16 protein-coding genes and 1 pseudogene are annotated in these 17728 nt (G+C 66.9%); 13 read left to right on the forward strand and 4 right to left on the reverse strand.

The genetic code is table 11. The features are described 5' to 3' along the window. The first annotated feature begins 151 nt into the window (after positions 1–151). Complete coding sequence (locus C9424_RS17165; RefSeq protein WP_116768099.1) at positions 152–469, forward strand: acylphosphatase; 318 nt, start codon at positions 152–154, stop codon at positions 467–469. On the opposite strand, the pseudogene C9424_RS17170 reads toward C9424_RS17165, so the two are convergent. Further along, positions 444–2265: pseudogene (locus tag C9424_RS17170) on the reverse strand (RecQ family ATP-dependent DNA helicase). The gene C9424_RS17165 and the pseudogene C9424_RS17170 sit on opposite strands and share 26 nt — an antisense overlap. Positions 2266–2553: 288 nt before the next feature. On the opposite strand from C9424_RS17170, the gene C9424_RS17175 reads away from it, so the two are divergent. From C9424_RS17175 to C9424_RS17190, 3 genes are all read left to right on the forward strand, one after another. Further along, the gene (locus C9424_RS17175) at positions 2554–2889 is read left to right on the forward strand and encodes a cupin domain-containing protein (protein ID WP_116768100.1); all 336 of its coding nucleotides are present in this window, start codon (positions 2554–2556) and stop codon (positions 2887–2889) included. 66 nt (positions 2890–2955) lie between these two features. Then, positions 2956–4347, forward strand: coding sequence for a diacylglycerol/lipid kinase family protein (locus C9424_RS17180; RefSeq protein ID WP_116768101.1), 1392 nt, complete (start codon positions 2956–2958; stop codon positions 4345–4347). A 500-nt stretch (positions 4348–4847) separates the two neighbouring features. Then, entirely contained in the window at positions 4848–6212 is a 1365-nt protein-coding gene (locus C9424_RS17190) for an MFS transporter (protein WP_116768155.1), read from the forward strand. Between the two features lie 46 nt (positions 6213–6258). Here the strand turns inward: C9424_RS17190 and C9424_RS17195 are convergent, their stop codons facing one another. Then, positions 6259–7302 (reverse strand): sigma-70 family RNA polymerase sigma factor, encoded by a 1044-nt coding sequence (locus C9424_RS17195; protein WP_116768103.1) that lies wholly within the window; start codon positions 7300–7302, stop codon positions 6259–6261. Between the two features lie 706 nt (positions 7303–8008). On the opposite strand from C9424_RS17195, the gene C9424_RS17200 reads away from it, so the two are divergent. The 9 genes from C9424_RS17200 to C9424_RS17235 all read left to right on the forward strand — a co-directional run bounded on the left by C9424_RS17200 (position 8009) and on the right by C9424_RS17235 (position 16183). After that, positions 8009–9322: an APC family permease gene (locus C9424_RS17200; protein WP_237563530.1), complete on the forward strand. Its 1314-nt coding sequence runs from the start codon at positions 8009–8011 to the stop codon at positions 9320–9322. A 21-nt stretch (positions 9323–9343) separates the two neighbouring features. Continuing rightward, the gene (locus tag C9424_RS21965; protein ID WP_237563531.1) at positions 9344–9532 is read left to right on the forward strand and encodes a hypothetical protein; all 189 of its coding nucleotides are present in this window, start codon (positions 9344–9346) and stop codon (positions 9530–9532) included. Between the two features lie 109 nt (positions 9533–9641). Further along, positions 9642–10838: a cytochrome P450 gene (locus tag C9424_RS17205; protein WP_116768104.1), complete on the forward strand. Its 1197-nt coding sequence runs from the start codon at positions 9642–9644 to the stop codon at positions 10836–10838. Between the two features lie 97 nt (positions 10839–10935). Next, on the forward strand, positions 10936–11127 hold the full coding sequence (locus C9424_RS17210; protein WP_116768105.1) for a ferredoxin: 192 nt from the start codon (positions 10936–10938) through the stop codon (positions 11125–11127). Positions 11128–11129: 2 nt separating this feature from the next. Then, complete coding sequence (locus tag C9424_RS17215; protein ID WP_116768106.1) at positions 11130–12392, forward strand: NAD(P)/FAD-dependent oxidoreductase; 1263 nt, start codon at positions 11130–11132, stop codon at positions 12390–12392. A 26-nt stretch (positions 12393–12418) separates the two neighbouring features. Beyond that, positions 12419–13825: a glutamine synthetase family protein gene (locus C9424_RS17220; protein ID WP_116768107.1), complete on the forward strand. Its 1407-nt coding sequence runs from the start codon at positions 12419–12421 to the stop codon at positions 13823–13825. Beyond that, on the forward strand, positions 13825–14553 hold the full coding sequence (locus tag C9424_RS17225; protein ID WP_116768108.1) for an ABC transporter substrate-binding protein: 729 nt from the start codon (positions 13825–13827) through the stop codon (positions 14551–14553). The genes C9424_RS17220 and C9424_RS17225 overlap by 1 nt, the downstream gene beginning before the upstream one ends. Further along, complete coding sequence (locus C9424_RS17230) at positions 14550–15311, forward strand: gamma-glutamyl-gamma-aminobutyrate hydrolase family protein (RefSeq protein ID WP_116768109.1); 762 nt, start codon at positions 14550–14552, stop codon at positions 15309–15311. Before C9424_RS17225 ends, C9424_RS17230 begins: the two co-directional genes overlap by 4 nt. After that, positions 15311–16183 carry a gamma-glutamyl-gamma-aminobutyrate hydrolase family protein gene (locus C9424_RS17235; protein ID WP_116768110.1) on the forward strand — a complete coding sequence of 291 codons (873 nt, stop codon included), beginning with the start codon at positions 15311–15313 and terminating at the stop codon, positions 16181–16183. The genes C9424_RS17230 and C9424_RS17235 overlap by 1 nt, the downstream gene beginning before the upstream one ends. A gap of 50 nt (positions 16184–16233) precedes the next feature. On the opposite strand, the gene C9424_RS17240 is transcribed toward C9424_RS17235, so the two are convergent. Together C9424_RS17240 and C9424_RS17245 are read right to left on the reverse strand one after the other, a co-directional pair. Beyond that, the gene (locus tag C9424_RS17240) at positions 16234–16935 is read right to left on the reverse strand and encodes a cache domain-containing protein (protein ID WP_116768111.1); all 702 of its coding nucleotides are present in this window, start codon (positions 16933–16935) and stop codon (positions 16234–16236) included. After that, a complete protein-coding gene (locus tag C9424_RS17245; RefSeq protein ID WP_116768112.1) occupies positions 16932–17693 on the reverse strand; it encodes a FadR/GntR family transcriptional regulator in 762 nt (253 codons plus the stop codon). Before C9424_RS17245 ends, C9424_RS17240 begins: the two co-directional genes overlap by 4 nt. Between the last annotated feature and the right edge of the window lie 35 nt (positions 17694–17728).

Consider the following 17728-nt stretch of genomic DNA (forward strand, 5'->3'; position numbering starts at 1 on the left):
ACAAGCCGTAGTGCTGGCAGCCAGCCTTGCGCGGACTGCAGCCGCGAATAAGAGGCTAAGGTCCCTTACTATCTGGCAGGTGAGACCGCAGCCGTGGGACCGCACCCGTGGGACCAGCCCCCCGGGCTGTGCCGGGCGCTACATTGGGAGCATGACTGACACGCACCCTGGGCAGTTTTCCGCGGATGCCGGGGAGCCCGTGCGGCTGAACGCGCGGGTGTCCGGCGTGGTCCAGGCGGTCGGCTTCCGGTACTGGACGGTGCGGAAGGCCGAAGACCTCGGGCTGACCGGCACTGTCAGGAACAACGACGACGGCTCCGTGGGCATTGTGGCGGAGGGGCCGCAGCCTCTGGTGCTGGAGTTGCGGCGCTGGCTGCGCTCGGCGGAGGCGCCGGGCCGGGTGGAGGACGTCCAGGAGTCCGTGTCGGCGGCGACGGGGGCGTTTACTGGTTTCCGGGTGGTGTACTGAGCGTCAGCAACCCGTGGCCCAGGACGGCTTTGAGGGACAGCGTCCGGTAGCCCTCGCGGTCGAACAGCACCGTGATGAGCTCGCCGTCGTGCCCCATCACAAGGCCCGGACCCCAGAGGGCATGCTCCACTCGGGAGTTCAGCGGGAACGCCTCAGCACCGCTGGCGGAAATGCCGGCGGAGATGCGGGCCGCGGAAACACCGACTGCGGAAACACCGACGGCGGCAGCCCCGCCGTCGTGCTGGCCGTCGTGCCCGTGCTCCAAGAGCAGCGCGGAGCCTTCCGTGCAGGTGTCGCAGTTCCCGCAAGGTTCGGGCAGGTCTTCACCGAAGTAGCCGAGGAGGAACTGGCGGCGGCAGCGGTGCGTCTCGGCATAGTTGCGGATCATCGCGATGCGGGACTTGTCCACGCGCTCGCGGGCTGCGGCGAGCTCGACGGCGCGTTCGACCACGCGGGCGGGGTCCGCCGCCGGGTCTAGCGCCACCTCGAGCCGGACGCCGTCGTGGTGTGCTGTGACGGCGCCGGTGTCCTGCAATTGGTTCAGCAGGCCGGTAATCCGTCGGGCGGGGAAACCAGTCCACTCGGCCAGCGTCTGTGGCTGGGGGGCCGCCCGCCTCCCGCAGCACGGTGAGGACCGCCAGCAGCGAGGCCTCGTCCGGAGTGTGGGTGGCGAAGAAGCGCCGCAGGCCGAGGTCCTCGGAGCGGTAGTGGAGCACTGCGACGGCGGGCCGCCCGTCCCGTCCGGCGCGGCCGATCTGCTGGTAGTAGCTGTCCAACGATTCGGGGATGTCGGCGTGGATGACGAAACTGACGTCGGGCTTGTCGATCCCCATGCCGAACGCTGTGGTGGCAACCACGACGTCCAGGCGGCCGTCGAGGAACTGCTCATGGACAAGTTCCCGCTCGGCGGCCGTGCGGCCGGCGTGGTACGCCGCGGCGCGGAGGCCATTCCGGGCCAGCCTCGCGGCGTACTTCTCGGTGTCCTTCCGCTTGGCGGCGTACACCAGCCCGGGCCCGAGCCCGGGCTTCGCGGGGACCGGGCCCGGGACACCTTCTAGGAGGACTTCGGCGGCGTGCCCGGCGACCAGTTCGGTGACCTGGTTGACGACGGCGACGCGCTTCTCCTTGTCCTCATGGTGGCGGTCCACCTCCAGGCGGATGTTGGGCCGGTCGAAGCCGTGGACCAGGACCAGCGGGCCGATCATGCCGAGGCGGGCCAGGATTTCCTCGCGCACCGGGGGAGAGGCAGTGGCCGTCAGCGCCGCGGTGGTCGGGTTGCCGAGGCGCTCGCGGACCTCGCCGAGCCGGAGGTAATCGGGCCGGAAATCGTGGCCCCAGGCGGAGACGCAATGGGCCTCGTCCACCACGAACAGGGCGATGTTGAGCGCCGCGATCCGCTCCACCGTACTGGTCTTGGCGAGCTGTTCCGGGGCGAGGAAGAGGAACGCCGCCTCGCCGGATTCCACCGCCTGCCAGGCGTGCTCCTGTTCCCCGGCGCTGTGTGAGGAGTTGACCGCGACGGCGACGGCCGGCCCCGCGGCGTCCCGCAACCCGTCCAGCTGGTCCTCCTGCAGGGAAATCAGCGGGGACACGACGACGGTGGGCCGCTGCTGCTGTCGGTGCAGCAAGAGGGCGGGCACCTGGTAGATGGCCGACTTCCCATAGCCGGTGGGCATGACGGCGAGGACGTCCCTGCCGGCGGCGAGGGCGCGCATCCCGGTGAGTTGGCCTTCGCGGAGGTGCGCCAGGCCGAAGGTGACGTCCGCGAGGTGGCGGAGGTCGGCGTCGTCGTTCACTGGAGGCTGGGGCGGAGGGAGCTGGGGCGCCGGGAGCGCTGGAACCTGGGGCGCCGGGGCGGCCGGTACCGGCGGATCCGCGCTGGAAGCGACGGCCTCGGTCATGATTGCAGCTCCGTTGCGACAGTTGGCGGTGAGGCGGGGCGGCCATGGTGCGGGCCGTTGATTTCAGGGTAGGACTTGCCGCGACAGTTACGAAACGTGCGAGGCGCTGATGGCAGGGCGCGTCCGGGCTGAACGGGGCAAAGGACCCTCGGCAGGGAACGTCTTTCTGAGTAGGGTGGCCCCATGCAGAAGATATCGCTTGATGCCCTTGCCCGGCAGCAGATTGCAGCTGCGGTGGCGGCCCCCAGTGGACGTGCGGCGGACACGGCGTTTGGCGGGCATGAGAAAATCCTCCGCCAGACCGTCATGGCATTCAGGGCGGGGACGCAGTTGAGCGAGCATCAGAACCCCGGCGAAGCGACCGTGTTTGTGCTCCGCGGCTGTGTCCGGCTTCGGGCCGGCAACGAATCCTGGCAGGGCAAGTCCGGCGATCTGCTGATCGTGCCCGACGGGCTGCACAGCCTGGAAGCGGAAGAGGACTCGGCGGTCCTGATGACCGTGGCCAAGATCAATACCTGACGGCACAGCCGCAGGCGGGGAGACCGGTCGATCGACCAGGGGCCGGATTACCGCAAGGAGCAGGACATGACTGTCATCCCTTTTGACGAAGTCCCACAGACCCGGCGGTGGTGGGCCAGGGCCGCTTACGTCGCGATCGTCTGCGCGGCGCTCGTTCCCCTGGCGGCTGCGGGTTTGGCAGGAACCATCGCACTGCTCCTGACGGGTGCCGGCGGCCTCGTGGTGACCGTGGCCGGGATCTACTGGTTCCTCATCAGCCGCGGAGTCCTGCGCTGGTGCGCACTGGGACTGGCGGTGCTCGCCCCGCTGGTCGTGTTGTTCTTGTTCGTTCAAGCCGGACTCCTGTGGGAGGTCATGGTCACGGTGGGGCTCGTGTTCGTGGCGTTGGTGTGTGCCCGCGCGGCCCTCCGGGAGAGCCGGGAAGGCTCAAAGATGCCCGAGTACCCCGCTCCCACCTGGCGGCATGCTTTCCTGGTGATGAATCCGCGTTCCGGCGGGGGCAAGGTGGTGAAGTTCGACCTCCAACGGAAGGCGGAGGAACTCGGCGCCGAGGTGGCGCTCCTCGAGGGCCCGGGCCCGGTGGATGTCGATGCGCTGGCCCGGCAGGCGGTTGAGCGCGGGGCGGATCTGCTCGGCGTCGCCGGTGGTGACGGGACCCAGGCGCTCGTGGCCGGCATCGCGGCCGAGCACAACCTTCCGTTCCTGGTGATCAGCGCCGGCACCCGCAACCACTTCGCCCTGGATCTCGGGCTGGACCGGGAGGATCCGACCGGCTGCCTGGATGCCCTCCGCGACGGGGTCGAGCTAAACGTAGACCTCGGCAAGATCAACGGCCGCACCTTCGTCAACAACGCCTCCTTCGGCGTGTACGCGGAGGTGGTGCAGAGCCCGGAGTACCGCGATGACAAGACCGGCACCGTGCTGCAGATGCTGCCGGACCTGATCAAGGGGGACAAAGGCACGCGGCTGCGAGCCCAGCTGGACGGCGTGACGGTGGACGGACCGCAGGCGGTGCTGGTGAGCAACGGCCCCTACGGCAGCAACGACCTCGCGGGCCTGGGCCGGCGGACCCGGCTGGACCGCGGCGTGCTCGGCGCGGTGACGATTTCCGCCGCGACCACCCGTGAAGCCGTGGGCCTGCTGCGCCGCGCGACCAAGCACGGCCTGATCCAACGCGCCGCCTCGGAGGTGGTGGTTGACGCAGACGTGCCAGCAATCCCCGTCGGAGTGGACGGCGAGGCCCTGCAGATGAGCACGCCTGTGCGGTGCAGCATCGAACCCGGTGCCCTTCGGGTCCTGGTTCCGCGTAAACGTCCCGGCGTGCCGCCCGCCCAGCCGGCCCTGGACCTGGTCCGGCTCCGTGAGCTGGCATGGGGGCACCGGGACCCAGGGTACGTGGCGTCGCCGTCGGCGCCTCCGTCCGCATCTCCGCCGGCAGGGCCGTTGGCCGGCGAGTGATCGCTTGGACAGCTCCGCAGGCAGATCCGCTGGCCGCCCGTGGACAACCCCGCGGACAGCAAGGTTTGGACGGAGTACACCGCCGCCCAGGCAACGCGCGGCGTGCGCCCGCTCTGCCTCGAGGCGATGGGGTTGGCCGGTCCGGGGAACGGGCGACGGGCCATAGATCTGGGGTGCGGCGCGGGCAAGGAAACACTGGCGTTGCTCGACGGCGGCAGGCAGGTCCTCGCCGTCGATTCACTGCCGGACACGCGGGAACGGCTACTCGCCACGGTGCCCGCGGCGCCGGGCCGGCGTCACTTCGGAGCCGCCTCGGAGCCGTGCCCGCGTCACGAAAAGCAGTCTTTGCGGTGCCTGGGTAGGTCTTCCGCGGTTTCCCGGGGGATCTCGGCTGACGCGGAGATCAAAGACTGCCCTGCGTGACACGTTAGACGCGTTGGCTGTCCTGGCATGTGTCGTCCGGTTCGATTTCGGCCGACGCCGTAGGACAGACTGTTGCCGTGAGCAACTCTCCCCGGACGGGCATCGCCGTCGCCGGACTCAGCCTCGGCACGGCCCTGAACCCGCTGAACTCCTCGATGATCGCCGTCGCCCTTGTGGTGCTGCGCGCGGACTTCGGGCTCGACGTCGCCACGGTCACCTGGGTCATCACGGCGTTCTATCTCACCTCCGCGGCGGGCCAGCCGCTCATGGGACGGCTGGCGGACCGCTTCGGCCCGCGCCGGCTGTTCATGCTCGGCATGGCCCTGGTGGCGGTGACGTGCGCGCTGGCTCCCTTCGCGCCGAACTTTGCCCTGCTCTGCGTGGCCCGTGCCTTCATGGCGCTGGGTACCGCGACCGCCTTTCCGAGCGCCGTCGTCATGGTCGCGGCGCTGGCACGGCAGGCGAACGTGAAGTCCACGCGGCCGCTGGGCCGGATCCAGATGGCGAACACCTCCGCTGCCGCCGTCGGGCCGGTGGTGGGTGGACTGCTGGTGAGCCTGGTCGGGTGGCAGGCGTTGTTCCTGATCAACGTGCCCCTCTCGCTCGCGGCCATCCTGCTGGTTCGGCGGTTTGCGCCCGCCGACGAAGGACGGGAACGCGGCCGGGCCTCCGAGCTGCTGCGGGACTCGGACATCCCGGGCATTCTGGCGTTCCTGGGCGCCATGGTGCTGGTGATGATGGCGCTCCTGAACGTGCTGCCCGCCTACCGCTGGTGGCTACTGGGCGGCGGGATGCTGCTCGCCGTGCTGTTCGTCTGGCGCGAGCTGCGGTTCAAGCCGCCGTTCCTGGACCTGCGGCTGCTGGGCCGCAACCGTCCGCTGCTGCTGGTCTATCTGGGCTTCGCGGTGTTCAGCGGCGTCTACTACTTCGCGTTCTTCGGTCTCCCGCAGCTGCTGCAGGAGGCCGGCGGTTACGATCCCGGGATCGTGGGTCTGCTGATGCTGCCGCTGGCTGCGATGTCGGTGGTGGTGACGCCGCTCGCGGTCCGCGCGATTGACCGTTTCGGCGTGAAGCGGGTGCTGATCGCCGGCGTCGTGCTGCTGATTGTGGCGTCGGGGGCGATGTGGCTGCTGACGGCGTCGTTCGCCATTCCGCTGGTGTTTGGGCTGACCGCACTGCTGGGCGTGCCCTACGGCGTGGTCGGCATCGCTTCCAGCCAGGGCATGTACCTGTCCACCCGGATGGAAGAGCGCGGGGTGGCCGCGGGGATCTACCAGACGTGCCGGTACCTGGGGGCGATCACGGCCACTGTGCTGATCGGTATCTTTTATGGCACCGGCGTTAATCAGGAGAACTGGGGGCTGATGGTGTTCGTCATGCTGGGGTTGGGTGCTGTGGTGTTCGTGGTGTCGCTGCTGTGGCGGGAGCAGCGGAAAGCTTAGGGGCCGTCAGCGCGGACGCCGACGCCGTCTCCCCGCGGGATGGGCTCTAGCAGTCAAACTGATACTGCCGCAGGGCATTGGACCGGGACGGTTGTTTGAGCTTCTCCATCGCCGTGGCCTCGATCTGGCGTACGCGGTGGCGGGTCATGCCGAACGCTTTCGCGACGGCGTCCAAGGTATTCCCTGCACCGCCCGTCACGCCGAAGCGCATCGCAATGATCCCTGCCTCGCGCTCCTCAAGTGTGCCGAGTACGGCATGCACCTGCGCTTTCAGCTGTTGGTGGAAGAGTAATTCAGCCGCGTCGGGCTCAGAGGGATCCAACAGCTGTTCGGCCAGCGCTTCGGTGCCGCCCTTGCCGTCGGGCACTGGACCGTCCAGCGAATCGACCGGATTGTCCAAGGTCAGCAGATACTCGACATTCTCGATCGAATTGTTCGTCAGCCGGCCAAGATCTTCCTTGCTGCAAAGGGTTCCCGTCATTGCGGCCGTCCGTTGTGCTGACCTCACTTTCTGCAGCTGATCGACGACGTTCGCCGGCAGCCGGATAAGACGGGCCTGATTAGCCAGCGCCCGGAGGATGCCGCCGCGGATGAACAACGTCGCGAAGGTGGAGAATCTGAACCCCTTGGTGAAGTCGAACTTGCAGATGGCCCTGTGCAGTCCGAGGTTTCCTTCCTGGATCAGGTCGAGAAAGTCGAGGCCCCGGTGGGTGTAGTGCTTGGCGATGGACACTACTAGCCGGAGGTTGGCGTGGAGCAGCGCGTCGCCGGCACGCTTGCCCAGAAGGACGATGGTCCGCAGCTCGGCTATGTCCTGGCCGACCCGCGACGTGCCGTCCACCAAGAGCTGTTCCGCGAAAAGCCCTGCCTCGATCTCTTGTGCCAGTTCCACCTCCTGCTCGGCGGTGAGCAGGTCGTATTGGCTCAGCCGGCGCAGGTAGTCCGCGACGGCGTCGTCGGTGAACTCACCGCCGGCTGTCAGTAGTTGCGGCCAGTCACGGATATTCGGCTCGAAGGTTTCAGGGACCGAGGCAACTGCTGCAGGCGGGGAAGGCGTCCTGTCGTTTGCCTCGTGGATCAGGTCAGCCATGTCATCCCCTGTCGGACGGTTCAAGCTCGTGAGGGCAGACTACGTGGCCGGTGTGACAATGTTCGGGGGATGGGCGGACCTTGCAGGGCGGTAGTCGTAGCGCCATGACACTCCCGGAACCCCGGAATACCTTCGGCCTTAACGAGGCATTTCGCCCGTCCCCCAACAATTTCGGCGCTGAAGGCCAACCGCCGGCCGGACACCAGACGCTAGGGGTTCAACGGGTTGATGCCACCGATGCCGCCTCTCTACGGCGGCGGCATCATCCTGCGTCCGGTTCCGGGCGATGCCGCCGGCGAGGGCCGCGCCGGGCAGAGAGAGGCAGATAGAGGGAGGGGGACCAAACAGCAGCTGGTCCGCCCTCTCTCTACGTGTGTCAGGAGCAGCCTCATCGCCTCGGGTAGGTCGCCATCGGCCGTGATGGTGGAAGCCGGGCCGTCCGATCATCCATGGCAGGACAGCCACTACGAGCTGGTGAACAGGACTTTCGTCCGATCTTTTCCTTCATTTTAGAAGTTTTTGCGAATGTTACGGATACTCTCGGAGCCTAGATTTCAGGCATCTATAGGCGATTCCAAACCCGATCAACCAATCTCTTGCCATTTAATACATGCATAACTACAGTTTTAGCAGTGAACCGCATCACACGGCGGACCCTCACCCCTTGTACACCTTGGCACCCCCTGTGCCTCTCAAAGGAGCTTCGATGTCTGAAACAGCATCGCCCCAGCCGGCAACGACGCCGCTGGATGAAGACGCCGCGCACCTTGCGCGGCTCGGCTACACCTATGACAAGCAGTTCAAACGCGAAATGACGTTCTGGGGGAACGTCTCTCTCGGCTTCACGTATTTGTCGCCCGTCGTGGGCGTCTACACCTTGTTTTCCTCGTCGCTGGGCCTAGGCGGCCCGCCGATGCTCTGGTCATTCCTGATCGTGGGGGTGGGGCAACTCCTCGTTGCGTTGGTATTCGGTGAAATCGTCTCCAACTACCCGGTCGCCGGCGGCATCTACCCCTGGGCGCGACGCCTGTGGGGCCGCAAGTGGGGGTGGATGAGCGGCTGGGTGTACTTGACGGCCATGCTCGTGACCATTGCAGGCGTCGCGTTCGGTGCAGGCGCCTACATCGGTGCCGTTGCCGGGGTGGAATTGGGTTCGGACAGCACCAGAATGTGGGCCTTGATCCTGATCGCCTGCGCCACGGCGATCAATCTGGGCGGAACCAAAGTCCTCAACACCATCGCCATGCTCGGACTGATCGCCGAACTCGCCGGCGCGCTGGTGGTCGGCTTCTGGCTCCTCACCACCTCCCGCCACCATGACTTGAGCGTGCTTTTCGATTCCTTTGGGGCGGGCGACGGCGGGAACTACTTCACGGCGTTCGCCGCCGCCGGGCTGATTGGCATCTTCCAGTACTACGGGTTTGAAGCCTGCGGGGATGTCGCTGAAGAAATCGCCAACCCGGGCCGCCGCATTCCGAAAGCCATGCGCATGACCATCTACATCGGCGGATTCGCCGCAACCTTCGTCTGCCTTTCCCTGATCCTTGCGGTTCCGGACTTCGGCGCCGTGATCAGCGGCAAGGACGTTGACCCCGTCAGTTCGGTCCTCGAATCCAGCTTCGGACCTCTCGGTTACAGGCTCGTGCTGGGCGTGGTTCTTGTCTCGTTCCTGTCCTGTGTCATGAGCCTCCAGGCCGCGGCTAGCCGGCTGGGCTATTCAATGGCACGCGACGAAATGCTGCCCGGAAGCCGGTTGTTGTCCAAGTTCAACGAAAAGCGGCACGTCCCGCCCTACTCGCTGGTCCTGGCAGCCGTTGTACCCGCGCTGGTGGTGATGGCCTCCGCCATCCAGGAGAACGCACTCGTCGTCATCGTGTCCTTCGCCGCACTGGGGATCTACGTCGCCTTCCAGATGGTGGTCCTGGCCGCACTGCGCGCCCGCCTCAAGGGCTGGCAGCCCGCAGGATCGTTCCGGCTCGGCAAATGGGGAGTCCCCGTCAACGTTGCTGCACTCACGTAGGGCGTCCTGGGCATCGCCAACATGATCTGGCCCCGCACGCCGGACGCCCCCTGGTACGAAAACTACCTCGTCCTGCTGTCGGCCGCCGTCGTCGTCGGCATCGGCCTGGCCTACATGCTCATAAAGAAGCCGTACCGCCACAGCAACGTCCCTGCAGCCGACGCAATCCCTTCCGGGGAGCCACGAATCACCGTCCCCTCCAACAGCTGAGGTCCGATCTAGCTAAGGGCAGCACCGCCCCGCCTGCGGCGATCCGCAGGCATCCACCAAGAACAGGCCGCATGCCTGCGCTGCGGCATGCCGGAAGAAAGGCTCCACTATGAGCATCTCCCTGGAAACTCCATACCTGGATATTTCCGACCCCAGCTTCGCCATGCAGTCCGAACAGCTTCGCGAAGCCCGCGAACAGAGTTGGTACGCACGCACCAACTACGGCATTGCCGTCTTGCGGTATGACGAAGTGAGCAAGCTGCTCAAGAGCCCCAAGCTTTCACAGGGAAGCGGCAAATGGCCGGACCACAACGGCGTGCACGGCGGACTGTTCTACGACTGGTGGACCAAGAACCTGCTCGTTCTCGAAGGCGAAGACCACCACCGCATCCGCCGTCTGCTCAACCCCGCGTTCTCTCCCCGAATGATCAAGGAGTTGACCCCGCGCTTCCAGGCGCTGGCCGAGGAACTGATTTCGAACTTCATCGACGACGGCGAATGCGAGTTCATCCGTGACTTCGCGGAACCCTACGCCACCCGGGTGCTGACCATCCTGCTGGGCATCGACGAAAGCGAATGCCCCACGATCGCCCGTCTGGCCTCCACGGTGGGGCTGGCCCTGGGTGTCACGTTCAAGCGTGACCTCGAGAAGGTGGACGCCGCCGTCGGCGAACTCTATGAGTACGCCGAAGCCTTGATCAAGGACCGCCAAAAGAATCCCGGTGAGGACTTCTTCAGCCGCCTGGTTCTCGCCAGCCGCGACGGCGACCGGCTCAGCGACGAGGAACTACGCAACGCACTGGTCCTGCTGATCTTCGGCGGCATGGACACCACCCGCAACCAGCTCGGCCTGGCCATGCAATCCTTCATGCGCAACCCCGAGCAGTGGGAGTTGCTCGCCGAACGCCCCGAACTGGGCGGCAAAGCGGTCGAGGAAGTCATGCGCACCAACCCGACCGTCACGTGGGTGACCCGCGAGGCAGTCGAAGATTTCACGTACCAGGACCTGTTCATTGAAAAGGGCACCACGGTGCACCTCTTCACGCAGTCTTCGGGCACGGACCCTAAAGCGTTCCCCAACCCCGAAATGGACCTGCTGGCCGAGAACCCGCCGCATTACGGCTTCGGCGGCGGCGTCCACCACTGCCTGGGCCACTTCGTTGCACGCGCCGACATGAGTGAAGCCCTTCCCCTGCTCGCCAGGCGCATCGCCAACCCCCACCTGACCGGCGGCGATGAGTGGCTGCCCGACTCCGGCAACACGGGCCCCATCCGCCTGCCGATCGGCTTCACCAAGCGCACCTAGCCCGCCTGGCTCGCATAGCGCAACCAGCGCGCATGGCACGCCGGACAGCCAGCGCTGAACCGCCAAGAACCAACCGCATCACGAATTAAGGAACATCATGGGAAACATCCACGTCGACCGGAAACTCTGCGACAACCACGGCCAGTGCGCCATCGCCGCCCCGGACGTCTTCCGAATGAACGACGACGGCATTCTCGAGTTCGACGAGGGGTTTGCCGACACCCTTCTGGACGAGGTGGAGGAAGCCATCGACGTCTGCCCCGTCCAGGCGATCTTCCTGAAGGACTAGCCATGTCGTCCAGGATCGTCGTTGCCGGGGCGTCGATGGGCGGCCTCCGGGCCGCCGAACAGCTTCGCGCCGCAGGGTGGGAGGGGGAGATCGTCGTCGTCGGCGAGGAAGCCCACCCGCCGTACAACCGGCCGCCACTGTCCAAAGCGCTCCTCGCCGCGCCGGGCACGCCGGAGGAGGCTCTCGCCGCCGTGCAGTTCCGGCCCCGGGCCAGCGCCACCGGCATCGAATGGCGCCTGGGCACCGGGATTGTCGCGGCAGACCTCGCCGCCCGGACCGTGACGCTGGGCAGCGGCGAAAGCATCAGCTATGACGGGCTCGTCATTGCCACAGGCCTTCGCCCGGCGCGGATCGTCGCGCCCGGGCCGCTGGGTGGCCGCCATGTGGTCCGCTCCCTCGAGGACACTCTCGCCCTGCACAAAGAACTCGTGCCAGGGGCCCGCGTGCTGGTGGTGGGATCGGGCTTCATCGGCTGCGAAGTGGCCGCCACCGCCAGCGAGCTCGGCTGCAGCACGGTCCTGGTGGAAGGCGCCAGCGGACCCATGGAACGCTCCCTGGGCAAGGAACTGGCCGATGGCGTCCGCGGCTTCCTCAATGCCCGCGGCGTGGAGACTCATTCCGGGGCGCGCGTCACGGAATTCCTCACCAAGGAGAACGGCAACGACGCCGGCACGTGCGGCGGAGTTGTCCTCAGCGACGGGACGCGCCTGGCGGCCGACGTCGTGGTGGAGGCCGTGGGCTCCCACCCGAACACCGAGTGGCTGCAGGGAAACGGCCTGGACCTCAGCGACGGGGTGCTCTGCGACGAACATCTTCGCGTCGTGAACGCAGGACCCGTGGTGGCGGTGGGCGATGTTGCCCGCTTCCCGGACCTTCGCACGGGTGCCGGCGCCCGACGCGTGGAGCATTGGGCCATCCCGACGGACACCGCCAAGATCGCCGCCCCCGCGCTCCTGGCGTACCTCGCCGGCGAGGACCCGCCAGCAGCCTCCGCCCCGCTGCCGTCTTTCTGGACTGACCTGTTCAAGATCCGTATCCAGGGTGTCGGCAGCCCGGCGCTCGCCGATTCCGTCGAGGTTTTCGAGGGCGACGCCTCCGCCCCGGAGGCGGGGGTCGCCGTCGGCTATTTCAGGGCGGGCCGCCTGATCGGAGCAGTCACCGCGGGCTTGCCGGCCGGCATCCAGCTGCGCTACCGCACTGCCGTGCTCAACCAAGAGCCGCCCGGCGCCCTTGCCGTGGCGCCCGGCGTAGCTTCCCGAACTTAACAACCAACGAAAAGAGCTTGATCCACATGACTTTGGAAGCATTGACCACTGTTCACGATCTTCTTCAAGACCGCGGCGCGTTCGCCGAACACCAGGAGCGGAACCTGCGGGCCGAAACCGTGCGGGAGCTGGGCCGCAAGATCGAGGCGGCCGGCGTCGAGTACATCTACTACGCGCTGCCGACCCTTGGCTCCCGGATGGTGGCCAAGATGGTGCCCGCAAACCATTTTCGCCGTAACCTCGAGAAAGGCATCTGTTTCCACCGGACGGCCCTTTCCGACCTGCAGACGGACCGCTACGGCGCGCTGATCGGCGGCGGGGTCGAGGCCCACGAGTTCTGGGCGCTTCCGGAACCGGACACCTTTGTGGTGCTGCCGTGGGACACCAAGGTGGCGCGGATCTTCTGCACCGCCTACGAGCCGCCGCACCTGCCGGAAGTCGGTGGCCGGCCGCTCGCCATCGACAGCCGCGCGCTGCTCATCCGCGCCCACCAGGCCTTCACGTCCCGCACCGGGTTTGAGGTCCGCTCCGGCACCGAGCCGGAGATGACCTGGGAGGGCCCGGGCATGGAAGTCGTCAAGAAGCCCGGTTCCAGCCCGGCCTACCAGGTGGAAAACCTCGAGCGTATGCGGCCCATCTACAAGCAGTTGGTCAGCTACGGCAAGGCCATGGGGCTGGACATGATCGAGGGGGACTACGAGGACGACGGCCAGCTCGAGCTGAACTGGATGTACGACCGCGTGGAAAACACCGCCGACCGCCTGGTGACCTACCGGCAGATCTGCAAGCAGGTGGCGAGGGAATTCGGCGTGACCGCCAGCTTCATGCCCAAGCCCTACAACGGCCAGATGGGCAACGGGTGCCACCACAACCTCAGCCTGTGGGCCGGCGACACCAACGTCATCGAGGACCAGGGACGGGTGGAGCTGCACGTCACCGAGACCGCAAAGCACGCCATCGGAGGCCTGCTCGAACACGCCCCCGGTTCCATGGCCGTGATGGCCTCCACCGTCAACTCCTACAAGCGCTTCTGGGACGCCGGACAGTTCGCCCCGAGCCTGGCCAACTGGGGCCTGGACAGCCGCGCCTGCCTGGTCCGCATCTCCGCGAACGGCCGGATGGAATACCGCGTTCCCGACGCCGCGGTCAACCCCTACCTGTCCCACACGCTGATCATCGCGGCCATGGAGGACGGACTGAACCGCAAGATCAACCCCGGTCTGCCGGATGAGACCGGAGCCTCCAGCCAGGGACAGCTTCCGCTGACGCTGGGCGACGCCGTCGACGCCTTCACCCGGGACACTTACCTGACCGGCCAACTGCCGGCCGACCTCGTGGGCATCTACACCAAACTCAAGCAAGAGGAGTGGGCCCGCTACTGCGGCGCCATCACCGAATGGGACCGCGAGATGTACTGGGAGACGATCCCGTAATGAGCCTCCTGAAACTTGCTTGCATCGATTCGAAGGCACTGCCGCTGTTTGATCTGAAGGACGACGCCGGGCGCCGGCGCGGCTACGAGCCGGAGGCCGCGGAGCTGGTGGTGTCTGCGATGGGCCACGAGATTGAATGGACGTTCCTGGCCTGGGACGACATGCTGCCGGCCGTACGCGATGGACTGGTCGATGCCGTCTGGTGCGGCCAGGGCATCATTCCGGAACGGAAAGTCGTGGTGGCCTTCACCGATCCCTACGCCATCTTCGATGAGACCGTGCTGGTGCGCAAGGGCGATCCCGCGCGGGCGCCGGAGGACCTGGCCGGCTACCGCGTGGCCGCGATCGAGGGCAGCGCCAACATGAAGCTCGCCGTGACGCTCCCGGATGCAGTTCCCGTCGCGTTCACCGGCGAGGACGTCTTCGGCGACATGCTCGCAGCGCTGCGGAACGGCGACGTCGACGCCATGGTGGATGACGACGTCGTCACCGTCCCGTTGGGGGAGGAACCGGAGTACGACGTCGCCTTTACCGTGGCCACCCGCAACCGCTGGGGCATCGGCGTCGCCTATTCAAACCCCGGGCTGCTGGACGAGTTCAACCGTGCGCTCCGCGACGTGATCGCCGACGGCCGGCTGGAGGAGATCTGGACCAAGTGGATGCCGCACCTGGACTTTCCGCTGGCGTCCGCGGCCCAAGCTTCAGCGAGCCGGCAGGTGCCGGCATGAGCCGGCCCCTCATCGGTGTCCCGGGGATGTGGTCCGACTCTGTCCACGGGCTGCGCTTCGCGGGCGCCGCTGTCGCCGTCGCCGTGCTGGAAGCGATCGACCGTGCCGGGGGAGAGCCTGTCATCATCTTCCCGGGCAGCTCCCAGGACACACGGGACCTGCTGGGCCGCTTCGACGCGGTGCTCGTTCCCGGAGGATCGGACATCGATCCGGCACGGTACGGCCAGGAACCGGATGCCAACCATGCGCCCGCGGACTACGCCGGCCAGGACGAGTTCGAGGCCGGCGTCATCAGCGCATGTCTGGACTCCGGAGTTCCCCTGCTGGCCATCTGCCGAGGCATGCAGCTACTCAATGTCACCTTGGGAGGCAGCCTGGTCCAACACTTGGAGGGCAGCCGGGTCGGACACCGCGGCGAGCTCCACGACGTCGCCGTCGCCGAGGGCTCCCTGCTGCACGGGGTGACGGGGGAGCGGAGCATTGTTGTCTCGTCCTATCACCACCAGGCCGTTGGCCAGCTCGGCAGCGGGCTCCGCGTCACAGCCAGCGCCGCCGACGGCGTGGTGGAGGCCCTGGAAGTACCGGGATCGGCGGTGCTGGCGGTGCAGTGGCATCCGGAGGACGACGCCGGGGCCCGGCTCAGCGATCAGCTCCTGTTTGAGTGGCTGGTGGCCGAGGCCGACCAGCGGCGCGCCGGACGGCGCCAGCCTGCGGTGAACCACCACCCCGAACCAGCCAGCGCGGGAGCCCTACTCTGATGGCCGCCGAGGATAGGGGACACCTGCGGGTTGATCCCAGGGCAGTGGTGCCGGCCGGTTTCGACGGCCTTCCCGACGACGCGCCGGAGGTGGCCGTCGTCGTCTCGCTGACGTTTCCCGGGATGGGGGCTGAAAGCCAGCGGTTGATGGAGGACTTCACGAGGGGTGCTTTTCAGGAACTGCTCGAGGTCGGAGCCCGCGCGGTGCTGGTGGACAGCGCCGCTGCTCAGCTTCCGCCGCCGGAGATCGTTGCGAACGCGGACGCCGTGTTGTTTCTGGGCGGCGGGGATGTCGATGCAACGCTCTACGGGCACGAGGGGCCGGTGCCCAACTCCTACGGGGTGGACAGCCGGGCAGATCACTATTGCCTCGACCTCATCCACCAGACACTGGCTGCCGATCAGCCACTGCTGGCCATCTGCCGCGGCTCCCAGCTGCTCAACGTTGCCTGCGGCGGGACACTCATCCCCGATTTGGTTCCTTCGGACCTGCACAAGGGCGGTCCCGGGCAGCCCCTCTTCCTTGACGAGGAGGTCACGCTCCAGCCGGCCTCCAAGGTTGCCGCGATCTTTGGCCGGAACAGGCTGGTTGTCCGATCAGGCCACCATCAGGCCGTGGGCGAAGTGGCTCCGGCACTCAGGGTCGCGGCGCTCGCCCACGACGGCGTGGTGGAGGGAACCGAGCATCCCGGCAAGACGTGGGTTGTGGGTGTGCAGTGGCACCCGGAAGACCCGGCCGCTTCGGCCGTGGACCGGCGGGCGCTCTTCACCGAGTTCGTGGCCCAGGCCGTTCAGCGCCGCCGGCTGGGGCTGGACCCCGCGGAGGGGCTGGAGGCCGCGGAGGGGCTGGAGGCCTCTTTCAGCGTTTCCTGATAAAACCGGTGCGTCCGGAGCGGCCAGCAGCCGCTCCGGACGCGCCTTTTTCATTTTTGGCAGAGCAGGGACAGGCCCAAGTGCGGCACGTTGAGGTCAAGGCGGAGCTCGCCGGCCGAATCCGGCTTGACGCGTTCACCCACCAGATACTTGCCGGAGTTGCCGACAATTACCCGGCCGCTGGCATTCACGACGGCAGCGTCACCGGGGATGGAGCGGAGAATCGGCATGAACGCCGTCTCCAGTTCCTGGACCTTGATGTCGCAACCTGCCACACCCATGAAGCGACCGCCCACGAAGAACGGGTTGGTGTGCGTCAGGATGTAGTCGTCGGCGCCGAGGTAGTCCAAATACGGGCCCCAGAGCGTCTGCTGCCCAGTGGCAGCCGCCGTCGTGAAGAACGGGAGCTTCTCGTAATCGTAAAAGCGCTCGCCGCCGGGCGCGAGGTCAAACTCCAGCTTCTCGACGACGCCGGGTTTGGTCCGGGACCACCATTCAAGAACACCCTGCTGTTTTTCAATGACCGCGGAGGAGAAGATTGCCCCTGCGCCGACGGCAAACGGGTGCCCCGCGAGGAACTCCCTGGAGAGCTGTTCCAAACCCAGGAGCGAGTCCTGGTCTACCTTGTCCCGGCCGCCAAGGTTCCGGGCGAGCAGCTCGGTGACGTCGCCTGTGAAAGCGGTGACGTCGGATGCCACGGTGTTCATCCAGCGTGAAAGGGCGTCGGCGGCCTCGACCGGTTGGGGTGTCATTTGCCCTCCTGCTTTTCTTCGGCGTAGCCGAGGGTCAATTTGGTATCGATCAGATGGTGGACATTGCGTCGAATGTGGTCCAGGGCCAGTTGCTGTGCTTCGCTCGACCGGTCCTCCGCGATGGCTCGAACCAGGGCGAGGTGTTCGGCCGCGGCACGTTCCGGATCGAATTTCGTCGCCAGCGGTGCCCACAGGAGGTGGCCGGTTTCGGCCTGCAGCCGGATCTCCGCATTGGTGAGGCGGGGAGATTGGGCCGTGACGGCCACTTCGATATGGAAGCGGCTGTCCGCCCGGGCGCAGACTTCAGGAGACGGGGCAAGTGCCGTACCTCTCGCCAGGTCCTGGAGCCGCTCGATGTCATGGGCTTCTGCCCGTTCGCAGGCCAGGCGCGCTGCGGCCGCGGCGATGGCGGAATGTTCGTCGCCGATGTCGCGGATTTCCGCGATCGACGTCGCCAGGAACCAGGCGCGCATCGCGCCGTCCGGCGTCGAGGGCTGTTTGACGATGAACGTTCCGCCGCTCCTGCCCCGGCGGGTCTCGACAATGCCCTGTTCCCGCAGGTCGGCCAACGCTTCCCGGAGGGTGGCGCCTGCGACGCCGAACATCTCGGAGAGGGCGGCCTCAGTGGGCAGGCGCTCGCCGACCTTGAGCATTCCCAGGGCGATGGCTTTGGTGATCCGGTTGACTATGGCGTCTGCGCGTTCGACTTCCGGCAGTGATCTGTAGATCTGCAGTTGGAAGGACGTGGGCGTTTCCAAGGTGTCTGCGCTCCACTGGTTGGTCGACGGGTTTC

The organism is Arthrobacter sp. H-02-3, assembly GCF_003097355.1.
Taxonomy (GTDB): Bacteria; Actinomycetota; Actinomycetes; order Actinomycetales; family Micrococcaceae; genus Arthrobacter; species Arthrobacter humicola.